At 71.4% G+C, this 19,581-nt stretch carries 17 protein-coding genes; 3 read left to right on the forward strand and 14 right to left on the reverse strand.

Going from position 1 to position 19,581, the window contains the following annotated elements; all coding sequences use genetic code 11:
• The first annotated feature begins 39 nt into the window (after nucleotides 1–39).
• Together RI578_RS15060 and RI578_RS15065 are read left to right on the forward strand one after the other, a co-directional pair.
• Nucleotides 40–1,347 carry an MFS transporter gene (locus tag RI578_RS15060; protein WP_310871583.1) on the forward strand — a complete coding sequence of 436 codons (1,308 nt, stop codon included), beginning with the start codon at nucleotides 40–42 and terminating at the stop codon, nucleotides 1,345–1,347.
• A gap of 106 nt (nucleotides 1,348–1,453) precedes the next feature.
• Nucleotides 1,454–2,458 (forward strand): sigma-70 family RNA polymerase sigma factor, encoded by a 1,005-nt coding sequence (locus tag RI578_RS15065; RefSeq protein WP_310871584.1) that lies wholly within the window; start codon nucleotides 1,454–1,456, stop codon nucleotides 2,456–2,458.
• Here the strand turns inward: RI578_RS15065 and RI578_RS15070 are convergent.
• The gene (locus RI578_RS15070; RefSeq protein WP_310871585.1) at nucleotides 2,351–2,737 is read right to left on the reverse strand and encodes an STAS domain-containing protein; all 387 of its coding nucleotides are present in this window, start codon (nucleotides 2,735–2,737) and stop codon (nucleotides 2,351–2,353) included. The two genes, RI578_RS15065 and RI578_RS15070, sit on opposite strands and share 108 nt — an antisense overlap.
• Before the next feature lie 135 nt (nucleotides 2,738–2,872).
• On the opposite strand from RI578_RS15070, the gene RI578_RS15075 reads away from it, so the two are divergent.
• A complete protein-coding gene (locus RI578_RS15075; RefSeq protein WP_310871586.1) occupies nucleotides 2,873–3,793 on the forward strand; it encodes an AEC family transporter in 921 nt (306 codons plus the stop codon).
• A gap of 1 nt (nucleotide 3,794) precedes the next feature.
• Here RI578_RS15075 and RI578_RS15080 read toward each other — a convergent pair whose 3' ends face one another.
• The 13 genes from RI578_RS15080 to RI578_RS15140 all read right to left on the reverse strand — a co-directional run bounded on the left by RI578_RS15080 (nucleotide 3,795) and on the right by RI578_RS15140 (nucleotide 19,437).
• Entirely contained in the window at nucleotides 3,795–4,382 is a 588-nt protein-coding gene (locus tag RI578_RS15080) for a Uma2 family endonuclease (protein WP_310871587.1), read from the reverse strand.
• 96 nt (nucleotides 4,383–4,478) lie between these two features.
• A complete protein-coding gene (locus RI578_RS15085; RefSeq protein ID WP_310871588.1) occupies nucleotides 4,479–5,762 on the reverse strand; it encodes a thymidine phosphorylase in 1,284 nt (427 codons plus the stop codon).
• 14 nt (nucleotides 5,763–5,776) lie between these two features.
• On the reverse strand, nucleotides 5,777–6,169 hold the full coding sequence (locus RI578_RS15090; protein WP_210957782.1) for a cytidine deaminase: 393 nt from the start codon (nucleotides 6,167–6,169) through the stop codon (nucleotides 5,777–5,779).
• A complete protein-coding gene (locus tag RI578_RS15095; RefSeq protein WP_310871589.1) occupies nucleotides 6,166–7,431 on the reverse strand; it encodes an ABC transporter permease in 1,266 nt (421 codons plus the stop codon). The genes RI578_RS15090 and RI578_RS15095 overlap by 4 nt, the downstream gene beginning before the upstream one ends.
• Nucleotides 7,428–8,552, reverse strand: coding sequence for an ABC transporter permease (locus RI578_RS15100; protein WP_310871590.1), 1,125 nt, complete (start codon nucleotides 8,550–8,552; stop codon nucleotides 7,428–7,430). Before RI578_RS15100 ends, RI578_RS15095 begins: the two co-directional genes overlap by 4 nt.
• Complete coding sequence (locus tag RI578_RS15105) at nucleotides 8,552–10,111, reverse strand: ABC transporter ATP-binding protein (RefSeq protein ID WP_310871591.1); 1,560 nt, start codon at nucleotides 10,109–10,111, stop codon at nucleotides 8,552–8,554. The genes RI578_RS15100 and RI578_RS15105 overlap by 1 nt, the downstream gene beginning before the upstream one ends.
• Nucleotides 10,112–10,334: 223 nt before the next feature.
• Nucleotides 10,335–11,384 (reverse strand): BMP family ABC transporter substrate-binding protein, encoded by a 1,050-nt coding sequence (locus RI578_RS15110; protein WP_310871592.1) that lies wholly within the window; start codon nucleotides 11,382–11,384, stop codon nucleotides 10,335–10,337.
• Nucleotides 11,385–11,844: 460 nt separating this feature from the next.
• Nucleotides 11,845–12,894: a BMP family ABC transporter substrate-binding protein gene (locus RI578_RS15115; RefSeq protein WP_310871593.1), complete on the reverse strand. Its 1,050-nt coding sequence runs from the start codon at nucleotides 12,892–12,894 to the stop codon at nucleotides 11,845–11,847.
• Between the two features lie 217 nt (nucleotides 12,895–13,111).
• Entirely contained in the window at nucleotides 13,112–14,347 is a 1,236-nt protein-coding gene (locus RI578_RS15120) for a M20 family metallopeptidase (RefSeq protein WP_310875770.1), read from the reverse strand.
• 260 nt (nucleotides 14,348–14,607) lie between these two features.
• Nucleotides 14,608–15,675, reverse strand: a complete 1,068-nt coding sequence (locus RI578_RS15125) for a hypothetical protein (protein ID WP_310871594.1) — start codon at nucleotides 15,673–15,675, stop codon at nucleotides 14,608–14,610.
• Between the two features lie 40 nt (nucleotides 15,676–15,715).
• Nucleotides 15,716–16,654, reverse strand: coding sequence for an N-acetylneuraminate synthase family protein (locus RI578_RS15130; protein WP_210957791.1), 939 nt, complete (start codon nucleotides 16,652–16,654; stop codon nucleotides 15,716–15,718).
• A 12-nt stretch (nucleotides 16,655–16,666) separates the two neighbouring features.
• Nucleotides 16,667–17,953 (reverse strand): N-acylneuraminate cytidylyltransferase, encoded by a 1,287-nt coding sequence (locus RI578_RS15135; protein ID WP_310871595.1) that lies wholly within the window; start codon nucleotides 17,951–17,953, stop codon nucleotides 16,667–16,669.
• A gap of 128 nt (nucleotides 17,954–18,081) precedes the next feature.
• Nucleotides 18,082–19,437 (reverse strand): DUF6716 putative glycosyltransferase, encoded by a 1,356-nt coding sequence (locus RI578_RS15140; RefSeq protein WP_310871596.1) that lies wholly within the window; start codon nucleotides 19,435–19,437, stop codon nucleotides 18,082–18,084.
• Nucleotides 19,438–19,581 lie beyond the last annotated feature (144 nt).

Consider the following 19,581-nt stretch of genomic DNA (forward strand, 5'->3'; position numbering starts at 1 on the left):
CATTGGACGGATGAGTGACGCTCTCCGTACCGTCGCAGCATGACTCCCGCCGATACCGGGGCGTCCACCACCGTGGGCGCCGCTGCATCCGTCTCCTCCTCCGACGCCCCCGACGCCCGCGACTCGCGCATGGCCCCCGGCGGGCCCGGCTACCGCCGGATGAGCCTCGCCCTGTTCCTGGCGGGCGTCGCGACCTTCGCGCTCCTCTACTCCACCCAGGCCCTGCTGCCGCTCGTCTCCGGCGACATGGGCGTCACCGCGAGCGACGCGAGCTGGACGGTGGCCGCCGCGACCGGCGGTCTCGCGGTGTTCGTGCTGCCGATGAGCGCACTGTCGGAGCGCTTCGGACGGCGTACGGTCATGACGGCGTCGCTGGCGGTCGCGGTGACCGTCGGACTGCTGGTCCCCTTCGCCCCGTCACTGCCGGCGCTCGTCGCGCTGCGCGCGGTGCAGGGCGCGGCACTGGCCGGACTGCCGGCCTCGGCGACGGCGTACCTGGCGGAGGAGGTCACCCCGCGCGCGCTGGTCACCGCGATCGGCCTGTTCGTCGCGGGCAACAGCGTGGGCGGGATGAGCGGCCGGGTCATCACCGGCTGGGTGGCCCAGGAGTGGGGCTGGCGGATCGCCGTCGGCGTGGTCGGGGTCCTGGCGGTGGCGTGCGCGGTCGCCTTCCGGCTGCTGCTGCCGGCGCCGAAGCACTTCACGCCGGGCTCGCTGCGCCCGCGCGTCCTGGCCCGCACGGTCCGCGACCACCTCGCCGACCCGCTGCTGCGCCGCCTGTACGCGATCGGCGCGCTGTTCATGACGGTCTTCGGCGGCGTCTACACGGTGATCGGCTACCGCCTGGCGGAGGCCCCGTTCTCGCTTCCGCAGGGCCTGATCGGCTCGATCTTCCTGGTCTACCTGGTGGGCACGGTCTCGGCGTCGACGGCCGGCCGCCTGGTGGGCCGCCTCGGCCGCCGCGGGGCGCTGTACCTGGGCGGCGGTACGACGGCGGCGGGCCTGCTGCTGTCCCTCGCCCCCTCCCTGCCGCTGGTCCTACTGGGCCTGGTGCTGATCACGGCGGGCTTCTTCGCCGGGCACGCGGTGGCGTCCTCGGCGGTCGGCAAGACGGCCACGCACGGCCGCGCCCAGGCCTCGGCGCTGTACCAGTCCGCCTACTACGTGGGCTCCAGCGCGGGCAGCACGGTCGGCGCGGTGGCCTTCCACTCCGGCGGCTGGGCCGGCACGGTCGGCGTCGGGCTGCTGGCGGTGGCCGGTGTCGTGGCGATCACGGTGCTCGGCTCCCTGGCGGCGCGCCGGCAGGCCGCGAACACGCCGGTGCGGGTCTTCGGCCTCACTCGCTGACCTGCGCCTTTCTTGACTGCACAGGCCATTGTCAGTCCCCTGCGGTAGCTTCCGAAGTGCGAGGCGCGAAGACGCGCACGAAGGACGCCACAGGGGTGGGTGGACGATGACCAACGGCACCGTGACGACGGAGCTGGACTCCGCGCTGGACAAGCACCGGGTCGAGCTGACGGGGTACTGCTACCGGATGCTCGGCTCCTCCTTCGAGGCCGAGGACGCGGTCCAGGACACCCTGGTCCGCGCCTGGCGGAGCTACGACAAGTTCGAGGGGCGCTCCAGCCTCCGTTCCTGGCTCTACCGCATCGCGACCAACGTCTGCCTGGACATGCTGACCGCGGGCAACAAGCGGGCCCGCCCGATGGACCTGACGGACTCCACGCCGCTCGCCCAGGCCGCCCTGTCCCCCCGCCCGGACCACACCTGGCTTGAGCCGATGCCGGACGCCCGCGTACTGCCCTCGACCGCCGACCCGGCCGAGGCCGCGGTCGCCAAGGAGTCCGTGCGGCTCGCCTTCATGGCCGCCCTGCAGCAGCTGCCGCCCAAGCAGCGGGCGGTGCTGATCCTGCGCGAGGTGCTGGCCTGGAAGGCGAGCGAGGTCGCCGAGCTGCTCGGCACGACGGTCGCGTCCGTCAACAGCGCTTTGCAGCGCGCCCGCGCGACCCTCGCCGAGCGGGCGGACCAGGGGGACGGCGCGGCGGTCTCCGACCCCCTGGACGAGGAGCAGCAGAAGCTCCTGGACCGCTACGTCGCGGCCTTCGAGGGCTACGACATGACGGCGCTGACGGCGCTGCTGCACGAGGACGCCGTTATGACGATGCCGCCGTTCGACCTGTGGCTGTCGGGTTCGGCGGACATCACCGGCTTCATGACGACCCTCGGCGCCGCGTGCGCGAACTCGCGGCTGGTGCCGGTCGAGGCCAACGGGCTGCCGGCCTTCGCGCACTACAAGCCGGACGAGGAGGCGGGCGGCTTCGCGCCGTGGGCGGTCCAGGTACTGGAGATCTCAGACGGCCGCATCACCGGGTTCCACTGCTTCCTGGACACCAAGCGGTGGTTCCCGCTGTTCGACCTGCCGCTCCGTCTCGAAGCGGAGACCGACGAGGTCCAGTAGTCCGTGCAGGGCGGGGTCGGGGTCGCGCAGCCGGATCCGGCCCCCGGCCCGCCGGGCGGTGAGCTCCAGGCGGGCCAGCAGGTCGACGGCGGCGAGCCCCGGCGGTCCCAGCCCGCCGACGTCGCAGACGACCACCCCGGCCCGGGTGGTTTCCAGCAGCGCGCGCACCTCGTCGCATAGCCGGGGCGTCTCCTCTCGGGAGACAGGCCCCGGCAGCACGAGTACGGCGGGTGTCACGGCGTCCACGTGCGGTAGACCCGGCGCGGGCCGGGAACTCATCGGTGCCCGCCATCAGAGATCACATTGACGTGCGCGCACCCTCACCCGGAGGGTTTGCTGCATGCTCCACACATCCCCTCCCCGCGCCCTGCCGTTCCGGGTCCGTCCGCTCGGCGTGCTTGGCGGGGAGGTGCCGTGCAGGGGGTGCTGACCGGCTTCGCGGTCATCGCGGTCGTCATCGCCGTCGGCTATGTGCTGGGCCTGCGCGGCCACCTCGGCCCACAGGGCCGCGAGGTCCTGACCAAGCTCGCCTTCCACGTGGCCTCCCCCGCCCTGCTGTTCACCACGCTGGCGACGGCCGACCTGTCGGTGGTCTTCTCCAGCCGGCTGCTGGTCACGGCGCTGTCCACGGTGGCGGTGGCGGGGGTCTTCGTCGCGGTGGGGGTCGTACGGGGCTGGGGCGTGGGCCGGACGACGATCGGCGCGCTCTGCTCGGGCTATGTCAACTCCGGCAACCTCGGCATCCCGATCGCCGTGTACGTCCTGGGCGACGCGTCGCTGGTGGCGCCGGTGCTGCTGTTCCAGCTGGTGCTGGTGACGCCGGTGGCGGTGACGCTCCTGGACCTGTCGGGAGGGGGCGGCAAGGGCCCCCTGTGGCGGGTGCTGCTGACGCCGCTGCGCAATCCGATAGCGCTGGGCTCGCTGGCCGGGGTCGCGGTCGCCGCGAGTGGCGTACGGGTGCCGGACGCGGTCATGGACCCGGTGACCCTGATCGGCAACATGTCGGTCCCGGCGGTCCTGCTGGCCTTCGGCATCGGCCTGTGCGGCTCGACGATGCCGCTGCGGGGCGTGGAACGGCGGCCGGTGCTGCTCGCGGTGGCGTTGAAGACGGTGGGGCAGCCGGCGGTGGCCTGGGCACTGGCGTACGGCGTGTTCGGGCTGCGGGGCGCGCACCTGCTCGACGTGGTGGTGACGTCGGCGCTGCCGGCGGCGCAGAACCTCTACACGTACGCGTCGACCTACGGGGTGGGCGAGCGGCTGGCGCGGGACGCGATCCTTGTGTCGACGGTGGTTTCGGTGCCGGTGCTGGTGGGGGTGGCGGCGGTTCTGGGGTGAGTCAGGAGGCGGGGAACTCGCCCGTGTCGAGGGTCAGGTCGAAGGGTGCGGGAAGTTTGAGAGGTTCGCCGAACTTGGCAGTGCTCAGAACTCGGTATACGTCAGCCTTCGGTTCACCGTAGAGCGTCGCCGTGGGGCCGCTGGGAGCCCAGCGGTCCACCAGGAGATAGAGCGGGATGCCCGCAGTGGCATAGGCGGCGGGCTTGGTGATGCGGTCGTGACGGGCGTTGGACCGGGAAGTGACCTCGACGACGAGTTCTGCGACGGCGGCGGGGATGTGCCTGTCCTCTCCGCCCCACTCGTCATCGATCGGTGTCACCAGAAGGTCCGGGATGAGCATCCCCAGCCGGGAAGGCACAGCGATGGCCAAAGTCTGGAAAATCGCCCAGTCCTCGGGAATCGCTGAGTAGAGACGGCGCTGAATGCGATCCGCGATCACATTGTGGCGATACGCCGGAGTGGGTGACACGGTGATGATCCCCTCGATGATCTCCACCTTGCTGCCCTCGGGCCACTCCATCTCCTCCCAGAACCGGACGAGCTCGTCCCAGCTCTGCTCGGGATCATGGCTGACGGTGAGTGCGCTCATGGCGGTTCTCCTATCGGTGGGTCACCGATCCCAGCATGCCGAACGGGACCGGCACAGGTCTACCGGTCCCGTTCACCCGAATGGGGAAACCGCAGGTCAGGCGATACGTTCCAGCACCACCGGCGACGCCGTGAAGGCCGTGCCGGTCGGGGCGACGTCGTACGAGTCCTCGACCGCCGCGAGGGCGTACTCGAAGCGGTCCGGGGTGTCGGTGTGGAGGGTCAGGAGGGGCTGGCCCTCGGTGACCGTGTCGCCGGGCCTGGCGTGGAGTTCGACGCCCGCCGCGGCCTGTACCGGGTCCTCCTTGCGGGCGCGGCCCGCGCCCAGGCGCCAGGCGGCGACGCCGATGGCGTAGGCGTCGAGGCGGGTCAGGACGCCGGAGGCGCCCGCCTTGATCACGTGCTGCTCCTTCGACGTGGGCAGGGCCGCGTCCGGGTCGCCGCCCTGGGCCGCGATCATGCGGCGCCAGACGTCCATCGCGGAGCCGTCGGCGAGGGCCTTCGCCGGGTCGGCGTCGGGCAGGCCCGCCGCGTCGAGCATCTCGCGGGCCAGGGCGAGGGTCAGCTCGACCACGTCGGACGGGCCGCCGCCGGCCAGGACCTCGACCGACTCGCGGACCTCCAGGGCGTTGCCCGCGGTGCGGCCGAGGGGCGTCGCCATGTCCGTGAGGAGCGCGACCGTCCTCACGCCGTGGTCGGTGCCGAGGCCGACCATCGTCGAGGCCAGCTCGCGGGCGTCCTCGATGGTCTTCATGAAGGCACCCGAGCCCACCTTCACGTCCAGGACCAGGGAGCCGGTGCCCTCGGCGATCTTCTTGGACATGATGGAGGAGGCGATGAGCGGGATCGCCTCGACCGTGCCGGTGACGTCCCGGAGGGCGTACAGCTTCTTGTCGGCGGGGGCGAGGCCGTCGCCCGCCGCGCAGATCACCGCGCCGGTGCCCTCCAGGACGTTCAGCATCTCCTCGTTGGAGAGGAGGGCGCGCCAGCCGGGGATGGACTCCAGCTTGTCCAGGGTGCCGCCGGTGTGGCCGAGGCCCCGGCCGGAGAGCTGGGGGACGGCCGCGCCGCAGGCCGCCACCAGAGGCGCCAGTGGCAGCGTGATCTTGTCGCCGACGCCGCCCGTGGAGTGCTTGTCGGCGGTCGGGCGGGACAGGGACGAGAAGTCCATGCGCTCGCCGGAGGCGATCATCGCGGCGGTCCAGCGGGCGATCTCGCCGCGGTTCATGCCGTTGAGCAGGATCGCCATCGCGAGCGACGACATCTGCTCGTCGGCCACCTCGCCGCGCGTGTAGGCGTCGATGACCCAGTCGATCTGCTCGGCACTGAGTTCGCCGCGGTCCCGCTTGGTGCGGATGACGGAGATGACGTCCATGGCCATGAAGGCTCGCTTCCTTACGTGGTGAGGTGGTCGGGGCCGAAGGCCTGCGGGAGCATCTCCGAGAGGGGGACGATTCCCGCCGGGGTCTCCAGCAGCAGTTCCGGGCCGCCGAACTCGTACAGCAGCTGCCGGCAGCGGCCGCACGGCACGAGGATCTCGCCGTGGCCGTCGACGCAGACGAAGTGCGTCAGCCGGCCGCCGCCGGTGAGCTGGAGCTGGGAGACGAGCCCGCACTCGGCGCACAGGCCGATGCCGTAGCTGGCGTTCTCCACGTTGCAGCCGGTGACGGTGCGGCCGTCGTCGACCAGGGCGGCCGCGCCGACGGCGTAGCCGGAGTACGGGGCGTAGGCCCGGGCCATCGCCTCGCGGGCCGCCGTGCGCAGCGCGCCCCAGTCGACGTCGGTCACTTGCCCTGTCCCTTCCGGTACGGCATGCCGTTGGCCCTCGGCATGCGCAGGCGTTGCGCGGACAGCGCGAGGACGACGAGCGTGACCACGTACGGCGTCGCGGAGACGACCTGGTTGGGGACGTCGTCGGTGGTGGCGTACCAGGCGAAGACCAGGGCGCCGACGACCACGGTGATCGCGGCCTTGACGTACTTCTTGCGGATCGCCAGCCAAATGGCACCGGCGACCAGCAGCAGCGCGCCGAGCAGCAGCAGGGCGTGCACGTTGGCGGAGCCGCCGCGCAGGTTGAGGCTGTCGGTGTAGCCGAAGAGGCCGGCGCCGATGGCGAGGCCGCCCGGCATCCAGTTGCCGAAGATCATCGCCGCGAGGCCGATGTAGCCGCGGCCGCTGGTCTGGCCCTCCAGGTAGAAGGGGTTGGCCACGATGGAGAGGAAGACGCCGCCGAGACCGGCCAGGCCGCCGGAGATGATCACGGCCAGGTACTTGTACTTGTAGACGTTGACGCCGAGGGACTCGGCCGCGATCGGGTTCTCGCCACAGGAGCGCAGGCGGAGGCCGAACGGGGTGCGCCACAGGATGTACCAGCTGGCGGGGACCAGGGCGACCGCGATCAGGGTGAGCCAGGAGACGTCGGTGACCAGGCCGCCGAGCAGGCCGGCGATGTCCGAGACGAAGAACCAGTGCTGGTCGTTGAGGCTCTCCAGGGCGTCGGAGAGTCCCGGCACCGTGAAGTGGCCCAGCGACTCGACCGGCGGGGACTGCTTGGCGGAGCCGCCCTGGTGGCCCTCGAAGGCGAGCGGGGCGAGGTAGCGGGTGGCGCCGAGGGCGAGGATGTTGATGGCCACGCCGGAGACGATGTGGTTGACGTTGAAGGTGATCGTCACGATGGCGTGCAGCAGGCCGCCGAGGGCGCCGCCGACGATGCCCATGAGGACGCCGGTCCACGGGCCCCACTGGAAGCCGGCCCAGGCACCGAACCAGGTGCCGAGGATCAGCATGCCCTCCAGGCCGATGTTGACGACGCCCGCGCGCTCGGCCCACAGGCCGCCGAGACCGGCGAGGCCGATCGGCACGGCGAGCTGGAGCGCGGTGGACATCTGGCTGACGTTGGTGATGCCGTTGGCGCCGGTGATGAGGCGGACGATGGAGGTCAGTGCCAGGGCACCGGCGATGATCAGCAGCAGGACGGGCAGCGAGACACGGCGGCCGGCCGGCGCCCCGTGCTCCAGCGCGGGCTGGTTGAGGTCGGTTGCGGTGGTCATCGGCCAGCCACCTCCTTCTTGGTGTTGTCGGTGGCGCCGAGGACGTGACCGGCGGCCAGCTCCGCGCCGACGCGGCGCTGCTGGCGGCGCAGGCCCCACTCGCGGACGGCCTCGTAGGAGACGACGACGGAGAGGACGATCAGGCCCTGCATGATGACCGCGATCTCCTTGTCGTAGCCGTGGAAGTCCAGCTCGGGCGAGGCCTTGTCGAGCCAGGCCCACAGCAGGGCGGCGAAGGCGATGCCGACCGGGCTGTTGCGGCCGAGCAGGGCGATACCGATGCCGAGGAAGCCGATGCCGGTGGGGAAGTTGAGGCTGAAGGTGTGGGTGTCGCCGAGCAGGATGGGCAGGCCCGCGAGTCCGGCGAGGCCGCCGGAGATGAGCATCGCGGTGAGCACCATGCGCTTGGGGTTGACGCCGCTGGCCGCGGCGGCGGACTCGGAGGCGCCGGAGGCGCGCAGGTCGAAGCCGAAGCGGGTGCGGTTGAGGACGATCCAGTAGCCGATGCCGAGGAGGACGGCGAGGACGACCAGGCCGTAGATCTCGCCGGCCGCGCCCATGTCGATGCCGGGGACCCAGCCGGACTCGTGCATCTCGCCGGTGGTGTTGTTGTTGCCGATCTTGACGCCGAAGACGTCCGGCAGCCACAGGTAGCCGATGACGGAGGTGGCGATGGCGTTCAGCATGATCGTCGCGACGACCTCGCTGACGCCGCGGGTCACCTTGAGGACACCGGCGATGCCGGACCAGAAGGCGCCGGTGAGCACGGCGGTCAGGAGGAGCAGCGGGATCTGGAGGGCGGCCGGGAGGTTGGCGTGGGCGCCGACGATCGCGGCCATCATGGCGGCCAGCTGGTACTGGCCGTCGACGCCGATGTTGAACAGGTTCATCCGGAAGCCGATGGCCACCGCCAGGGCCGCGATGTAGTACATCGACGCCTGGTTGATGATCAGGACCTGGATGTCGGAGAATCCGGCCTGCTCGAACATCAGGGCGAACGGTTCGACCGGGTTCTTGCCCGAGGCGATCAGGACGATCGCGCTCAGCACGAAGGCCACGGCGAGCGCGATGACCGGACCGGCCACCGCGAGGAGCACGCGCTCCTTGTCGAACTTCTTCATCAGCGGGCCTCGTCTTCCGCACCCTGGCCGCCGTCGGCCGGGGTCTCTTCGTGTTCGAGGTGTCCGGAGGCGGCGCCGGTCATCGCCGAGCCCAGCTCCTCGGGGGTGATGGTGGCCGGGTCGGCGTCCGCGACCAGCCTGCCGTCGTAGATCACCCGGAGGGTGTCGGACAGGCCGATCAGCTCGTCCAGGTCGGCGGAGATCAGCAGGACGGCGAGGCCCTCGCGGCGCGCCTCGCGGATGTGGTCCCAGATGGCGGCCTGCGCGCCGACGTCCACACCCCGGGTGGGGTGGGCGGCGATCAGGAAGCGCGGCTTGTGGCTCATCTCCCGGCCGACGATCAGCTTCTGCTGGTTGCCGCCGGACAGGGACGCGGCGGTGACGTCGATGCCGGGGGTGCGGACGTCGTACGTCTCGACGATGCGCCGGGTGTCCTCCTGGGAGCCCTTCGGGTTCAGCCAGACGCCCTTGCTGTTGGGCTTCTCGGTGACGTGGCCGAGGATGCGGTTCTCCCAGAGGGAGGATTCCAGGAGCAGGCCGTGGCGGTGGCGGTCCTCGGGGATGTAGCCGACGCCCTGCTCGCGGCGCTTGCGGGTGGGCAGCGCGGTGATGTCCTCGTCGAGGAAGCGGATGGTGCCGGAGTCGGCGTGCCGCAGGCCGATGAGCGCGTCGACCAGCTCGGTCTGGCCGTTGCCCTCGACACCGGCGATGCCCAGCACCTCGCCGGCGTGGATGGTGAAGGAGATGTCGTCCAGCAGGGCCTTGCCGCCGGGGGCCGCGAGGCGCAGCGTGTCGACGGTGAGGACCGGGCGGTCGGTGACCGTGGACTCGGCGGTCTCCGGGGTGGGCAGCTCGCTGCCGACCATCAGCTCGGCGAGCTGACGCGGGGTCGTCTCGGCGGGCACGGCGGTACCGACCGTCGTACCGCGGCGGATGACGGTGATCTCGTCGGCGACGGAGAGCACCTCGCCCAGCTTGTGCGAGATGAAGATGACCGAGAGGCCCTCGGCCTTGAGTTCGCGCAGGTTGTCGAAGAGCGCGTCGACCTCCTGCGGGACCAGGACGGCGGTCGGCTCGTCCAGGATCAGCGTGCGGGCGCCGCGGTAGAGGACCTTGAGGATCTCCACGCGCTGGCGGGCGGCGACGCCGAGCTCCTCGACCAGGACGTCGGGGCGCACGCCGAGTCCGTACCGCTCGGAGATCTCCTTGATCTTCCGGCGGGCCTTGGCGCCGATGCCGTACAGCTTCTCGCTGCCGAGCACCACGTTCTCGAGGACCGTGAGGTTGTCGGCGAGCATGAAGTGCTGGTGGACCATGCCGATGCCGCGGGCGATGGCGTCGGCGGGCGAGGAGAAGGCCACCTGCTCGCCGTCGATCGCGATGGTGCCCTCGTCCGGCTTCTGCATGCCGTAGAGGATCTTCATCAGCGTCGACTTGCCGGCGCCGTTCTCGCCGACGAGGGCGTGGACGGTGCCCTTGTGGACGGTCAGGTGGATGTCGTGGTTGGCCACGACACCCGGGAATCGCTTGGTGATCCCGGCGAGTTCGACGGCGGTCACCGATTCGTTGACCGCCGCTCCGGCCGGAGGGCTGCTGGACGCGTTGATGGCGCACTCTCCTGGGGACGGGGGCCGTCTACGCGCGTAGCGCCCCTACGGCATCTAAAAGCGGCGGCGGCACATCGACACGACGGGGTACGAGGAGGACTGGGAGGCGTCCTCCTCGTACCCCGTCGAGCGGTGCGACCACCGCGGTTACACGCTGTTCGAGGTGTTGCTCGGGTCAGCTGCTCTTGACCTTGATCTCGCCGCTGATGATCTTCTCCTTGGCCGTCTTGATGGCTGCCTGGAGCTCGGCGTCGTCCGCGAACTTCGGGTTGGAGTCCGAAAGGCCGACCTCGCCGGACTTCAGATCGCCCCTGACGATACCGGTCTCGGGCTTGCCGTCCTCGACCGACTTCGCGAGGTTGTACACCGCCTTGGCGACGTCCTTCGTGGCCGAAGTCAGGATGTGGTCCTTGTACTTCGCGAGGGCTTCCTGCTTGTACTGGTCGGAGTCGACGCCGATCGCCCACACCTTGTTGGCGGCGGCGGCCTCGATGACGCCCTGACCGGAGAGACCGGCCGCCGCGTAGACGACGTCGGCCTTCTTCTCGATCTGGCCCTCGGCGGCGGTCTTGCCCTTGTCGGGGCTGGAGAAGCCGCCCTCCTCCGCGGTCTGCGTCAGGTACTGCGAGATCACCTTGATCTTCGGGTCGGTGTCCTTGACGCCCTGCTCGTAGCCGGCCTGGAACTTGTGGATCAGCGGGATGTCCACGCCGCCCACGAAGCCGACCGTGTTGGTCTTGGTGCTCTTGGCGGCGGCGACACCGGCGAGGTAGGAGGCCTGCTCCTCGTTGAAGACCAGGTCGGCCACGTTCTTCGCCTCGATCGTGGCGTCGTCCACGATGCCGAAGGTGGTGTCCGGGTACTTCTCGGCGGCGCTCTTCAGCGCGGCGGCGTACGCGTAGCCGACGCCGACGACCGGGTTGTAGCCCTGCTTGGCCAGGGAGACCAGGCGCTGCTCCTTGTCGGCGTTGGTCTCGCCGTCGGTGGGCTCGATGTCGGCCGTCTCGTAGCCGAACTCCTTCTTCGCCTGCTCCAGACCCGCGTACGCGGCGTCGTTGAAGGACTGGTCGCCCTTGCCGCCGACGTCGTACGCGATGGCGAGGCCCTTGTCCCCCTTGGACTCCGACGACCCGGAGGAGGTCGAGGTACCACCGCAGGCGGAGAGGGCGAGGGCCAGGGAGGCGGTCGCTGCGCCTGCGACCGTGATCCGGGAAATCCGGCGCATGTCTGGTGCTCCTGTCGTACAAGCGCCGGGGACGGTTCGAGTACGGCGCTGGCTTCGCCGCAGATTAACGCGCGTAGACCTGCCTGAAAACCCCTTCTGTCCTTCTTGTTATCCGCCCGTGAGCTGGGGGTGTCGTTTGGATCAGGCCGGCTCCGAGGCACGCTGCCTCGTGGCCGACCCGAGCGGGGGCTGGTGCGTGCAGCTGCAAGGCGGAGGAGGGCGACAGGGCGGAGCCCTGGCAACCGACGACAACGCCGCAGATGCGCGTGCCAGCCCCCGCGACCCCGGCATGATCCAAACGACACCCCCTCGGCGCGGCGTGCGGGTGCCCGAGCTTGCCGGACGCGAACGGGGCGTGGCGGAGGGTGACGCCGGGGCGGCCGGTCGCGGACACGCCGAAGCGGGCGGGCACCTCCGGGCGCCCGCCCGCTTCATCCGGTTCTGTGCGGTGCCGGTGGGGCTACTCCGTCTTGACCTTGATGGAGCCGTCGATGATGCCCGCCTTGGCCTTGGCCACCGCGTCCGTCAGACCCGGGACCTCGGCGTACTTCGGGTTGGCGTCGGACAGGCCCACACCGTCGGACTCGAGGTCGAAGGTCTGGGTGCCGGTCAGCGGCTTGCCGTCCTCGACCGACTTGGCCAGGGCGAACACCGCGCCGTCGATGTCCTTGAGGGCGGAGGTCAGGATGTGGTCCTTGTACGCCGCGAGCGCTTCCTGCTTGTACTGGTCGGAGTCGACGCCGATCGCCCAGACCTTCGCCTTGGCGGCGGCCTCGATCACGCCCTGGCCGGAGAGACCGGCCGCCTGGTAGACGACGTCGGCCTTCTTCTCGATCTGGCCCTCGGCGGCGGCGCGGCCCTTGTCCGGGCTGGAGAAGCCACCCTCCTCGGCCGTCTGCGTCAGGTACTGCGAGATGACCTTGACCTTGGGGTTCGTGTCCGTGACGCCCTGCTTGTAGCCGGCCTCGAACTTGTGGATCAGCGGTACGTCCACGCCGCCGACGAAGCCGACCGTGTTGGTCTTGGTGGCCTTGGCCGCCGCGACGCCCGCGAGGTAGGAGGCCTCGTTCTCGGCGAACACGAGGGAGGCGACGTTCTTGCCCTCGACCACGGAGTCCACGATGCCGAAGGTGGTGTCCGGGTACTTCGAGGCGATGGCCTTCATCGCCGGGCCGTAGGCGAAGCCGACGCCGATGACCGGGTTGTACCCCTGCTTCGCGAGCGAGGCGAGGCGCTGCTCCTTGTCGGCGTCGGTCTCGCCCTCGGTGGGCTCGATGTCGGCCGTCTTGTAGCCGAACTCCTTCTGGGCCCGCTCCAGCCCCGCGTACGCGGCGTCGTTGAAGGACTGGTCGCCCTTGCCGCCGATGTCGTAGGCGATGGCGAGGCCCTTGTCGTCCTTGCCCTCGTCGCCGCTGTCGCTCTCGCCGCTGGTGCCGCCGCAGGCCGTGGCGGCGAGTGCGAGCGACGCGACCCCCACCGCGGCACGGGTCAGTCTCGATATCCGACGCATCTGAAGTTCCCCATTCTCCAAAGCCCCGCAGCGGGCGCTCGGTTCGGCGCACAGTAACGCGCGTAGAAACTCCTGGGAACGGGGTTCCGCGGGGCCGTTACCCATTCGTGCCGCGGGCTGTTCGGGGCATGCCGCGCACCCTCGTGCGCTTGTGCACCAGGCTGCCCCCGACCCGCCGCGGCCGCAACCGCGGCGGGGGCCGGGCCCGCCGCCCGCGCTAGACGGCCTCGATCAGCGCCGCCGCGGTGAACATCTCCACGCCGACGGTGATGGCGTGCTCGTCCACGTCGAAATCGCCCTGGTGCAGGTCACGGACCGTGCGCTCGCCGGGCGGGCGGACGCCGAGGCGGGCCATGGCGCCGGGCACGTGCTCCAGGTACCACGAGAAGTCCTCGCCGCCGAGGCTCTGCTCGGTGGTCTCCACGGAGTCCGTGCCGCGCCGGGCGACCATGGCGGCCTGGAGCAGTTCGGTGCTGGTGACCTCGTTGACGACCGGGGGCACCCCGCGGACGTAGGTGATCTCGGACTTGGCCCGGTACAGGTTGGCGATCTCGTCGATGGCGCCGACCACGAGGTCGGGCGCCTGCCGCCAGGCGTCGAGGTCGAGGCAGCGCACGGTCCCGGCGAGTTCGGCGTGCTGCGGGATGACGTTCGGGGCGTGCCCGGACTCGATCCGCCCCCAGGTCATGGCGAGCCCGCTGCGGCTGTCCACGCGCCGGGCGACGAGCGAGGGCACGTCGGTGACCACGCGGGCGGCGGCGGTGACCAGGTCGGTGGTCAGGTGCGGGCGGGCGGTGTGGCCGCCGGGGCCGTTCAGGGCGATCTCCAGCCGGTCGCAGGCGGAGGTGATGGGGCCGACCCGCAGGCCGATCCGTCCGGCGTCCACCCGGGGGTCGCAGTGCACGGCCAGGATGCGGCGCACTCCGTCGAGCGCGCCGCCCTCGATGGCGTCGGCGGCGCCGCCGGGCAGCACCTCCTCCGCCGGCTGGAAGACCAGCCGCACGGGGCGGGGCAGCAGGCCCTGCTCGTGGAGGGCGGCGAGCACGAGCCCGGTGCCGAGGACGACGGTGGTGTGCACGTCGTGGCCGCAGGCGTGGGCGCGGTCCGGCACGCGGGAGCGGTACGGGCAGTCGCCCTTGGTGTCCGGGATGGGCAGCGCGTCGATGTCGGCCCGCAGGGCGAGCATGCGCGGCCCGCCGGCCCACTGTCCCGAGTCGGTGTTGGTGCCGATGTCGCAGACGAGCCCGGTCCCGACGGGAAGCACCCGCGGCTTGAGGCCGGCCCGCTCCAGCCGTTCCTTGATCGCGGCGGTGGTGCGGAACTCCTGGTTGCCCAGCTCGGGGTGCATGTGCAGGTCGCGGCGGAAGGCTACGAGCTCTGCGCGGAGCGCCTCCGGCAAGGTACCGGGGAGCAGCGCTTCCCCTGACGGATCGGCCTCGGTCTCTCGGGACATCAGTTGCTTCACCCTTTGAAGGGTAGGACGCCGGGGCGGTCAACTGTCCCACGATCAACAAAAGTTCAGCCCGTTAGGGGAAGAAAAGTTGGCCGCACGGCGCATGGCTCTCAACGGGGGTGGGTACACTCACCCGTCTTTGGCCTCGGCACCCGACTCCGTTTTCCTTGCTCCCCTCACGGATACCACGGTACGGCCGAGCCACGCCGGGGGCGTCCATCCGGACGTGCCCAGGACTCCCCCGGACGTGCCCGGGACACTTACCCGGCGCCCGCGACCGCCGACAGCCGGTGCACGTCCCGTGCCGAGCCCGTCACGCCGCTCAGGAAGCCCCGGGCGCGGGGTGAGGCGTGCTGGGTGAGCCAGGCGGGGTCGATGTCGCAGACGGCGACGCGGACCTCGGTGCCGGCCAGGGCCAGCGGGAGGGTGTGGACGACGGTGGACGGAAAGCTGAGGACGGTGCGGCCGATCGGGCCGCGCCGGGCGATCAGCTCCAGGGGCAGGTCGGGGCGGACGATCTCCAGGCCCGTCTCGACGGCCAGCCGGTGGAGCTTTTCCGCGCTCTCCCGGCGGTGGGCGAAGTAACGGGCCGCGCCGTGGGTCCTCGCCAGGCCCCGCACGGCCCCCACGTAGCGGTCGGCGTCCACGACGCCGGTCTCCACCAGGGACGTACCGACCATGTCGGCGCCCTTGGTGATGCGGGGCGGGCCGAAGCGGGAGCGGGTCCAGGCGAAGTCGTTCGCGGTGACGGTCACGCCGTCCGGGGTGTCCTCGATGGGCATGGAGGAGAAGACCGAGACCTGGCGGTCCGGGGTCGGCGTCAGACGGTGCCGGGCGGACCTGGAGACGGGGGCGAAGAGCAGGTCGCGGGGGCCGGGGCGGCTGCCCTTGCGGTGCCAGCGCACCAGGCGTTCCCCGTGGGCCAGCTGGGTGACGAACTCCATCGTGGCCGTGCCGTCGTCGACGACGACCAGGTCGTGGGCGCGGGTGATGGTGAGAAGCAGTTGTACGTAGCGGGAGAAGGGGTCGCCCATGACGACCCGGTCCGCGTGGCGCAGGGCGGTCGTCAGTCCGCCCACCGTGCGGAAGGGGGCCGTGGCGCCGCCGCGCGCCTCCTCCCAACGGATCTCGTGGCCCTCCTTGCGGGCCAGTTCCGCCATGCGGCGCAGCTGGCCGCGGGTCATCGGGTCCACGGGTGAGAGGACCACGAGGGTGAGCTCCGCGCCGGGTGCGCACGTGTGCGCCCACTCCAGCACGTTCAGCAGTTGTACCGGGCTCTCGACGAAGGCGAGAGTGTGGGGGCCGGCATTCCCGGCGCGGGGGCTCATCGGCGTACGACCGTCCCGTGGTGAGGGCGTGGTGGGGGTGTCAGACGGTGACGGGCTCGCCCGCGGCGGCGGCGATCTCCGCCTCGGCGACGACACCGGGGACGCGGCGCAGCTTCTTCATCGGGCCGAGCTCCGAGTCGTAGACCTTCTTGACGCCGTCGCCGAGGGAGGCCTCGATGGTGCGGATGTCGCGGACCAGGCGGGTCAGGCCCTGCGGCTCGACGGAGGCGGCCTGGTCGGAGCCCCACATGGCGCGGTCGAGGGTGATGTGGCGCTCGACGAAGGTGGCGCCGAGGGCGACGGCGGCCAGGGTGGTCTGCAGGCCGGTCTCGTGGCCGGAGTAGCCGATCGGGACGTTCGGGAACTCCTGCTGGAGGGTGTTGATGACGCGGAGGTTCAGCTCCTCGGCCTGCGCCGGGTACGTCGACGTGGCGTGGCACATGAGGATGTTGTCCGAGCCGAGGACCTCGACCGCGTGGCGGATCTGCTTCGGGGTCGACATGCCGGTGGAGAGGATGACCGTGCGGCCCGTCGCGCGCAGGGCGCGCAGCAGCTCGTCGTCGGTCAGCGAGGCGGAGGCGACCTTGTGGGCGGGGACGTCGAACTTCTCCAGGAAGGCGACGGCCTCGGTGTCCCACGGGGAGGCGAACCAGTCGATGTTCTTGGTCTTGCAGTAGTCGTCGATCTGGCGGTACTCGTCCTCGCCGAACTCCACGCGGTGGCGGTAGTCGATGTACGTCATCCGGCCCCAGGGGGTGTCGCGCTCGATGTCCCACTGGTCGCGCGGGGTGCAGATCTCGGGGGTGCGCTTCTGGAACTTGACCGCGTCGCAGCCGGCCTCGGCGGCGGCGTCGATCAGCTTGAACGCGTTCTCCAGCTCACCGTTGTGGTTGATGCCGATCTCGCCGGTGATGTAGACGGGGCGGCCGGGGCCGGCCTCGCGGGAACCGAAGGCGCGGATGCGGGAGTTGGTGCTCATGGCAGGGGTTCCTTACTTGGACTGGGTGATCGTGGGGGATTCGAGGGAGTCGGGTACGTCGGGGGAGTCGGGTACGTCGAGTGAGGGGCCGAGGATCCAGCTCGCGATCTCCCGGATGGCGCCGTCACCGCCGGGGACGGTGGTGACCGCGCGGGCCGCGCCGCGTACGGCGTCGTGGGCGCTCGCGACCGCCACGGGCCAGCCGACGAGGGCGAAGCACGGGAGGTCGTTGACGTCGTTGCCGACGTAGAGCACGCGTTCGGGCGCGATGCCCTGCTCCTCGCACCACTGCTTGAGTGCGAGGTCCTTGCGGTCGATGCCGTGCAGCACCGGGAGCTTGAGCTTCCGGGCGCGGGCGGCGACGACCGGGTTCACTTCCGTGGACAGGATCAGCATCGTCAGGCCGCTGCGGCGCAGGGCGGCGATGCCGAGTCCGTCGCCACGGTGCACGGAGACGAACTCCCGTCCGTCGGAGTCGATCAGCACCCGGTCGTCGGTCTGGGTGCCGTCGAAGTCGAGGACGACCGCGTCGATGTCGTGCGCGGTCGGAAGCGCGCCGGGCCGGGCGGCGTCGAAGAAGGGCGCCAGGGCGCGGGCCCGCGCCAGGTCGTGCGGGTCGTCGATCTCCAGGACGCGGGCCGGGTCGGTGCGGACCAGTTCGGTGCGGCCGAAGAAGCGGTGCTGGTGCTTGCGGAAGCCGGGCGCGGCCATGGCGTAGGCGGCGCCGGTCTCCAGGAGGTCCTGGGGCCGGTCCTGGCGGCGGGGGCGGTAGGACTTGTCGTGGTTGACGCCGTAGCCGCCCTCTTCCGCCTCGCCCTCCTCGGCGCCGTCCCGCCACACGAAGCCGTGGAACGGTGCCACCGTCACGGCGGTGTCGGCGCCGCCCTCGGCGACCGCGCCGGCCACCCCGTCGATGTCCTCGCGGACGATGAAGGGGCTGGTGCACTGCACGAGCAGCACCACGTCGACGGCCGCGCCGTGCAGGGCCTCGTGGGCGTCCATCGCGTGCAGTACGGCGGCCTCGGAGGTGGCCGTGTCCCCGGCGATGGCGGCGGGCCGCAGGACGACCTCGGCGCCGGCCTCGCGGGCCGCGGTGGCGATGGTCTGGTCGTCGGTGGAGACCACGACGTCCGTCACCAGCCGGGTTGCCCGGCACTCGCGCACCGCGCGGGCCACCAGGGGGACGCCGCCGACGGGGGCGAGGTTCTTCGCGGGCACTCCCTTGGAACCGCCGCGCGCGGGGATCACCGCGAGCACCCGGCGCACCGAAGCGCCCTGGCCCGCTTGCGGGTTGGACATGGGTTCTGCTCCTTGCGCAGGGGACGCGGGGGTCTCGGGTATCGGTGCGCGGGTCGCGGGTGCCGGTGCGCGGGTCTCGGGTGCCGGTGCGCGGGTCGCGGGTGCGCGGGTCTCGGGTGCCGGTGCGCTCACAGCTCCCCCATCCGCCGGATGACCGGAGCCACCCGCTGGACGCCGTGCCGGTAGGCGCCGCGTGCCGCCCGGCGCACCACCTGCCGGACCGGGCCGGGTGCCTTGTCCGCGGCCGGCGCGCCGGGCAGCGGTGTGCCGTCGGGGCCGAGGTGGTGGCGGGCGAGGATGCCGGGCAGGTAGCCGGGGGCGGTGACCGGTGTGTAGTACGGGGCGAGCGGGGGCAGGCCGCCGGGCCGGCCGAGCAGCTCCGTGATGCGCTTCCGGGCCTCGTCGAAGGCGGTCTCGTAACCGCCGTCCGCCGCCACGCCCTGCCGGGCGACCCACTCGGGGTCGGGTACCGGGCGGTGTGACTCGTCGAGCTGGTCCCAGGAGGCGAGGCAGCCGGAGCCGACGAAGTGGTGGTTGCCGAGCGCCTCACGCACGCCCAGGTCGGTGAGGACGACCGTGGGGATGCGGCGGTGCAGGGACTCCAGGGCCGCCGTGGAGCTGATGGTGACCAGCAGGTCGGTGCGGTCGAGGACCTCGCCCATGTGGCCGTAGACCAGGCGGAAGTTGGGCGGCGGGTCGGCCCGCTGCACCAGCTTCTGGTAGGGCAGCTCCTCGATGTGCGTGGTGTGCTCGCCCGGCTTGGAGCGCAGCTTGAGCAGCACCTCGCGCTCGGGGTGCCGGCGGGCGTGCCGGATCAGCCGTTCGAGGAGGTACGTGCGGTCCCTGCGGTTGTCCGGCACGGAGGGCTGGGCGGCGAAGACGACCGTGTAGGGCCGGTCATCGCCGTTGTCGCCGTCCGGCTCGCCGGTGTAGGCGGCTCCGCCCAGGAAGGGCAGGGCGACCTCGGTCACCGCGGAGGCGTCGGCGCCGACCCCCTCGTACACGTCACGGAAACGGTCCGCGTCCTGGCGGGAGTTGGCGAGGACGAGGTCGGCGCCATGGCGCAGCAGCAGGCCGTCGGCGAGCTTCTCGTAGACGACGCCGACGTAGCCGGTGACGAGCACGGGCCGGTCGGCGCGGTCCTCCCAGACCCGCCCCAGACCGTGCAGCATCGCCTGGACGCCGCCGCCGACCAGGGCGAGGACGAGGACGTCGTAGGACTCCTCGCCCGTCGCGTCGCCCATGGCGCGCAGGAACTCGACGGCGGTCACCTCGCGGAGCGAGTCCGCGGTGACGCCGACTTCCCGCAGCTGGCGGGCGGTGGGGGTGGCTCGGCCGCGCAGGAGGTAGCCGTCGAGGTGGATGTCCGTGTTCTCGGGGGACCCGGGGGAGATGCGGGTCGCGGTGAGCGCGCCCCATTTCCACCGGGTGTCGGAATCCGCCAGGACGGCGACTCGCAGGGCCTTCGTTGCACTTGCTGGCACGTCGTAGACGCTAGGAAGCCATTTCTAGGAACGGTCCAACCGGAATCCAACAAACGGTGAACAGCACATCGCCGAATGGGGATTCGGGCCGCCCGGCGTCCGTAAAAATGTTCGCTTCACTGCTTCGCCACGCCGCGTTCACCC

Origin of the sequence: Streptomyces sp. BB1-1-1 (assembly GCF_031597775.1) — a bacterium.
Taxonomy (GTDB): Bacteria; Actinomycetota; Actinomycetes; order Streptomycetales; family Streptomycetaceae; genus Streptomyces; species Streptomyces thinghirensis.

Coding starts and splice junctions, on each gene's coding strand:
- RI578_RS15060 (WP_310871583.1), top strand. CDS start 40: ATGACTCCCGCCGATACCGGGGCGTCCACCACCGTGGGCGCCGCTGCA.
- RI578_RS15095 (WP_310871589.1), bottom strand. CDS start 7,431: ATGACCACCGCAACCGACCTCAACCAGCCCGCGCTGGAGCACGGGGCG.
- RI578_RS15080 (WP_310871587.1), bottom strand. CDS start 4,382: ATGAGCGCACTCACCGTCAGCCATGATCCCGAGCAGAGCTGGGACGAG.
- RI578_RS15100 (WP_310871590.1), bottom strand. CDS start 8,552: ATGAAGAAGTTCGACAAGGAGCGCGTGCTCCTCGCGGTGGCCGGTCCG.
- RI578_RS15125 (WP_310871594.1), bottom strand. CDS start 15,675: ATGAGCCCCCGCGCCGGGAATGCCGGCCCCCACACTCTCGCCTTCGTC.
- RI578_RS15130 (WP_210957791.1), bottom strand. CDS start 16,654: ATGAGCACCAACTCCCGCATCCGCGCCTTCGGTTCCCGCGAGGCCGGC.
- RI578_RS15135 (WP_310871595.1), bottom strand. CDS start 17,953: ATGTCCAACCCGCAAGCGGGCCAGGGCGCTTCGGTGCGCCGGGTGCTC.
- RI578_RS15110 (WP_310871592.1), bottom strand. CDS start 11,384: ATGCGCCGGATTTCCCGGATCACGGTCGCAGGCGCAGCGACCGCCTCC.
- RI578_RS15065 (WP_310871584.1), top strand. CDS start 1,454: ATGACCAACGGCACCGTGACGACGGAGCTGGACTCCGCGCTGGACAAG.
- RI578_RS15085 (WP_310871588.1), bottom strand. CDS start 5,762: ATGGCCATGGACGTCATCTCCGTCATCCGCACCAAGCGGGACCGCGGC.
- RI578_RS15120 (WP_310875770.1), bottom strand. CDS start 14,347: ATGTCCCGAGAGACCGAGGCCGATCCGTCAGGGGAAGCGCTGCTCCCC.
- RI578_RS15070 (WP_310871585.1), bottom strand. CDS start 2,737: ATGAGTTCCCGGCCCGCGCCGGGTCTACCGCACGTGGACGCCGTGACA.
- RI578_RS15115 (WP_310871593.1), bottom strand. CDS start 12,894: ATGCGTCGGATATCGAGACTGACCCGTGCCGCGGTGGGGGTCGCGTCG.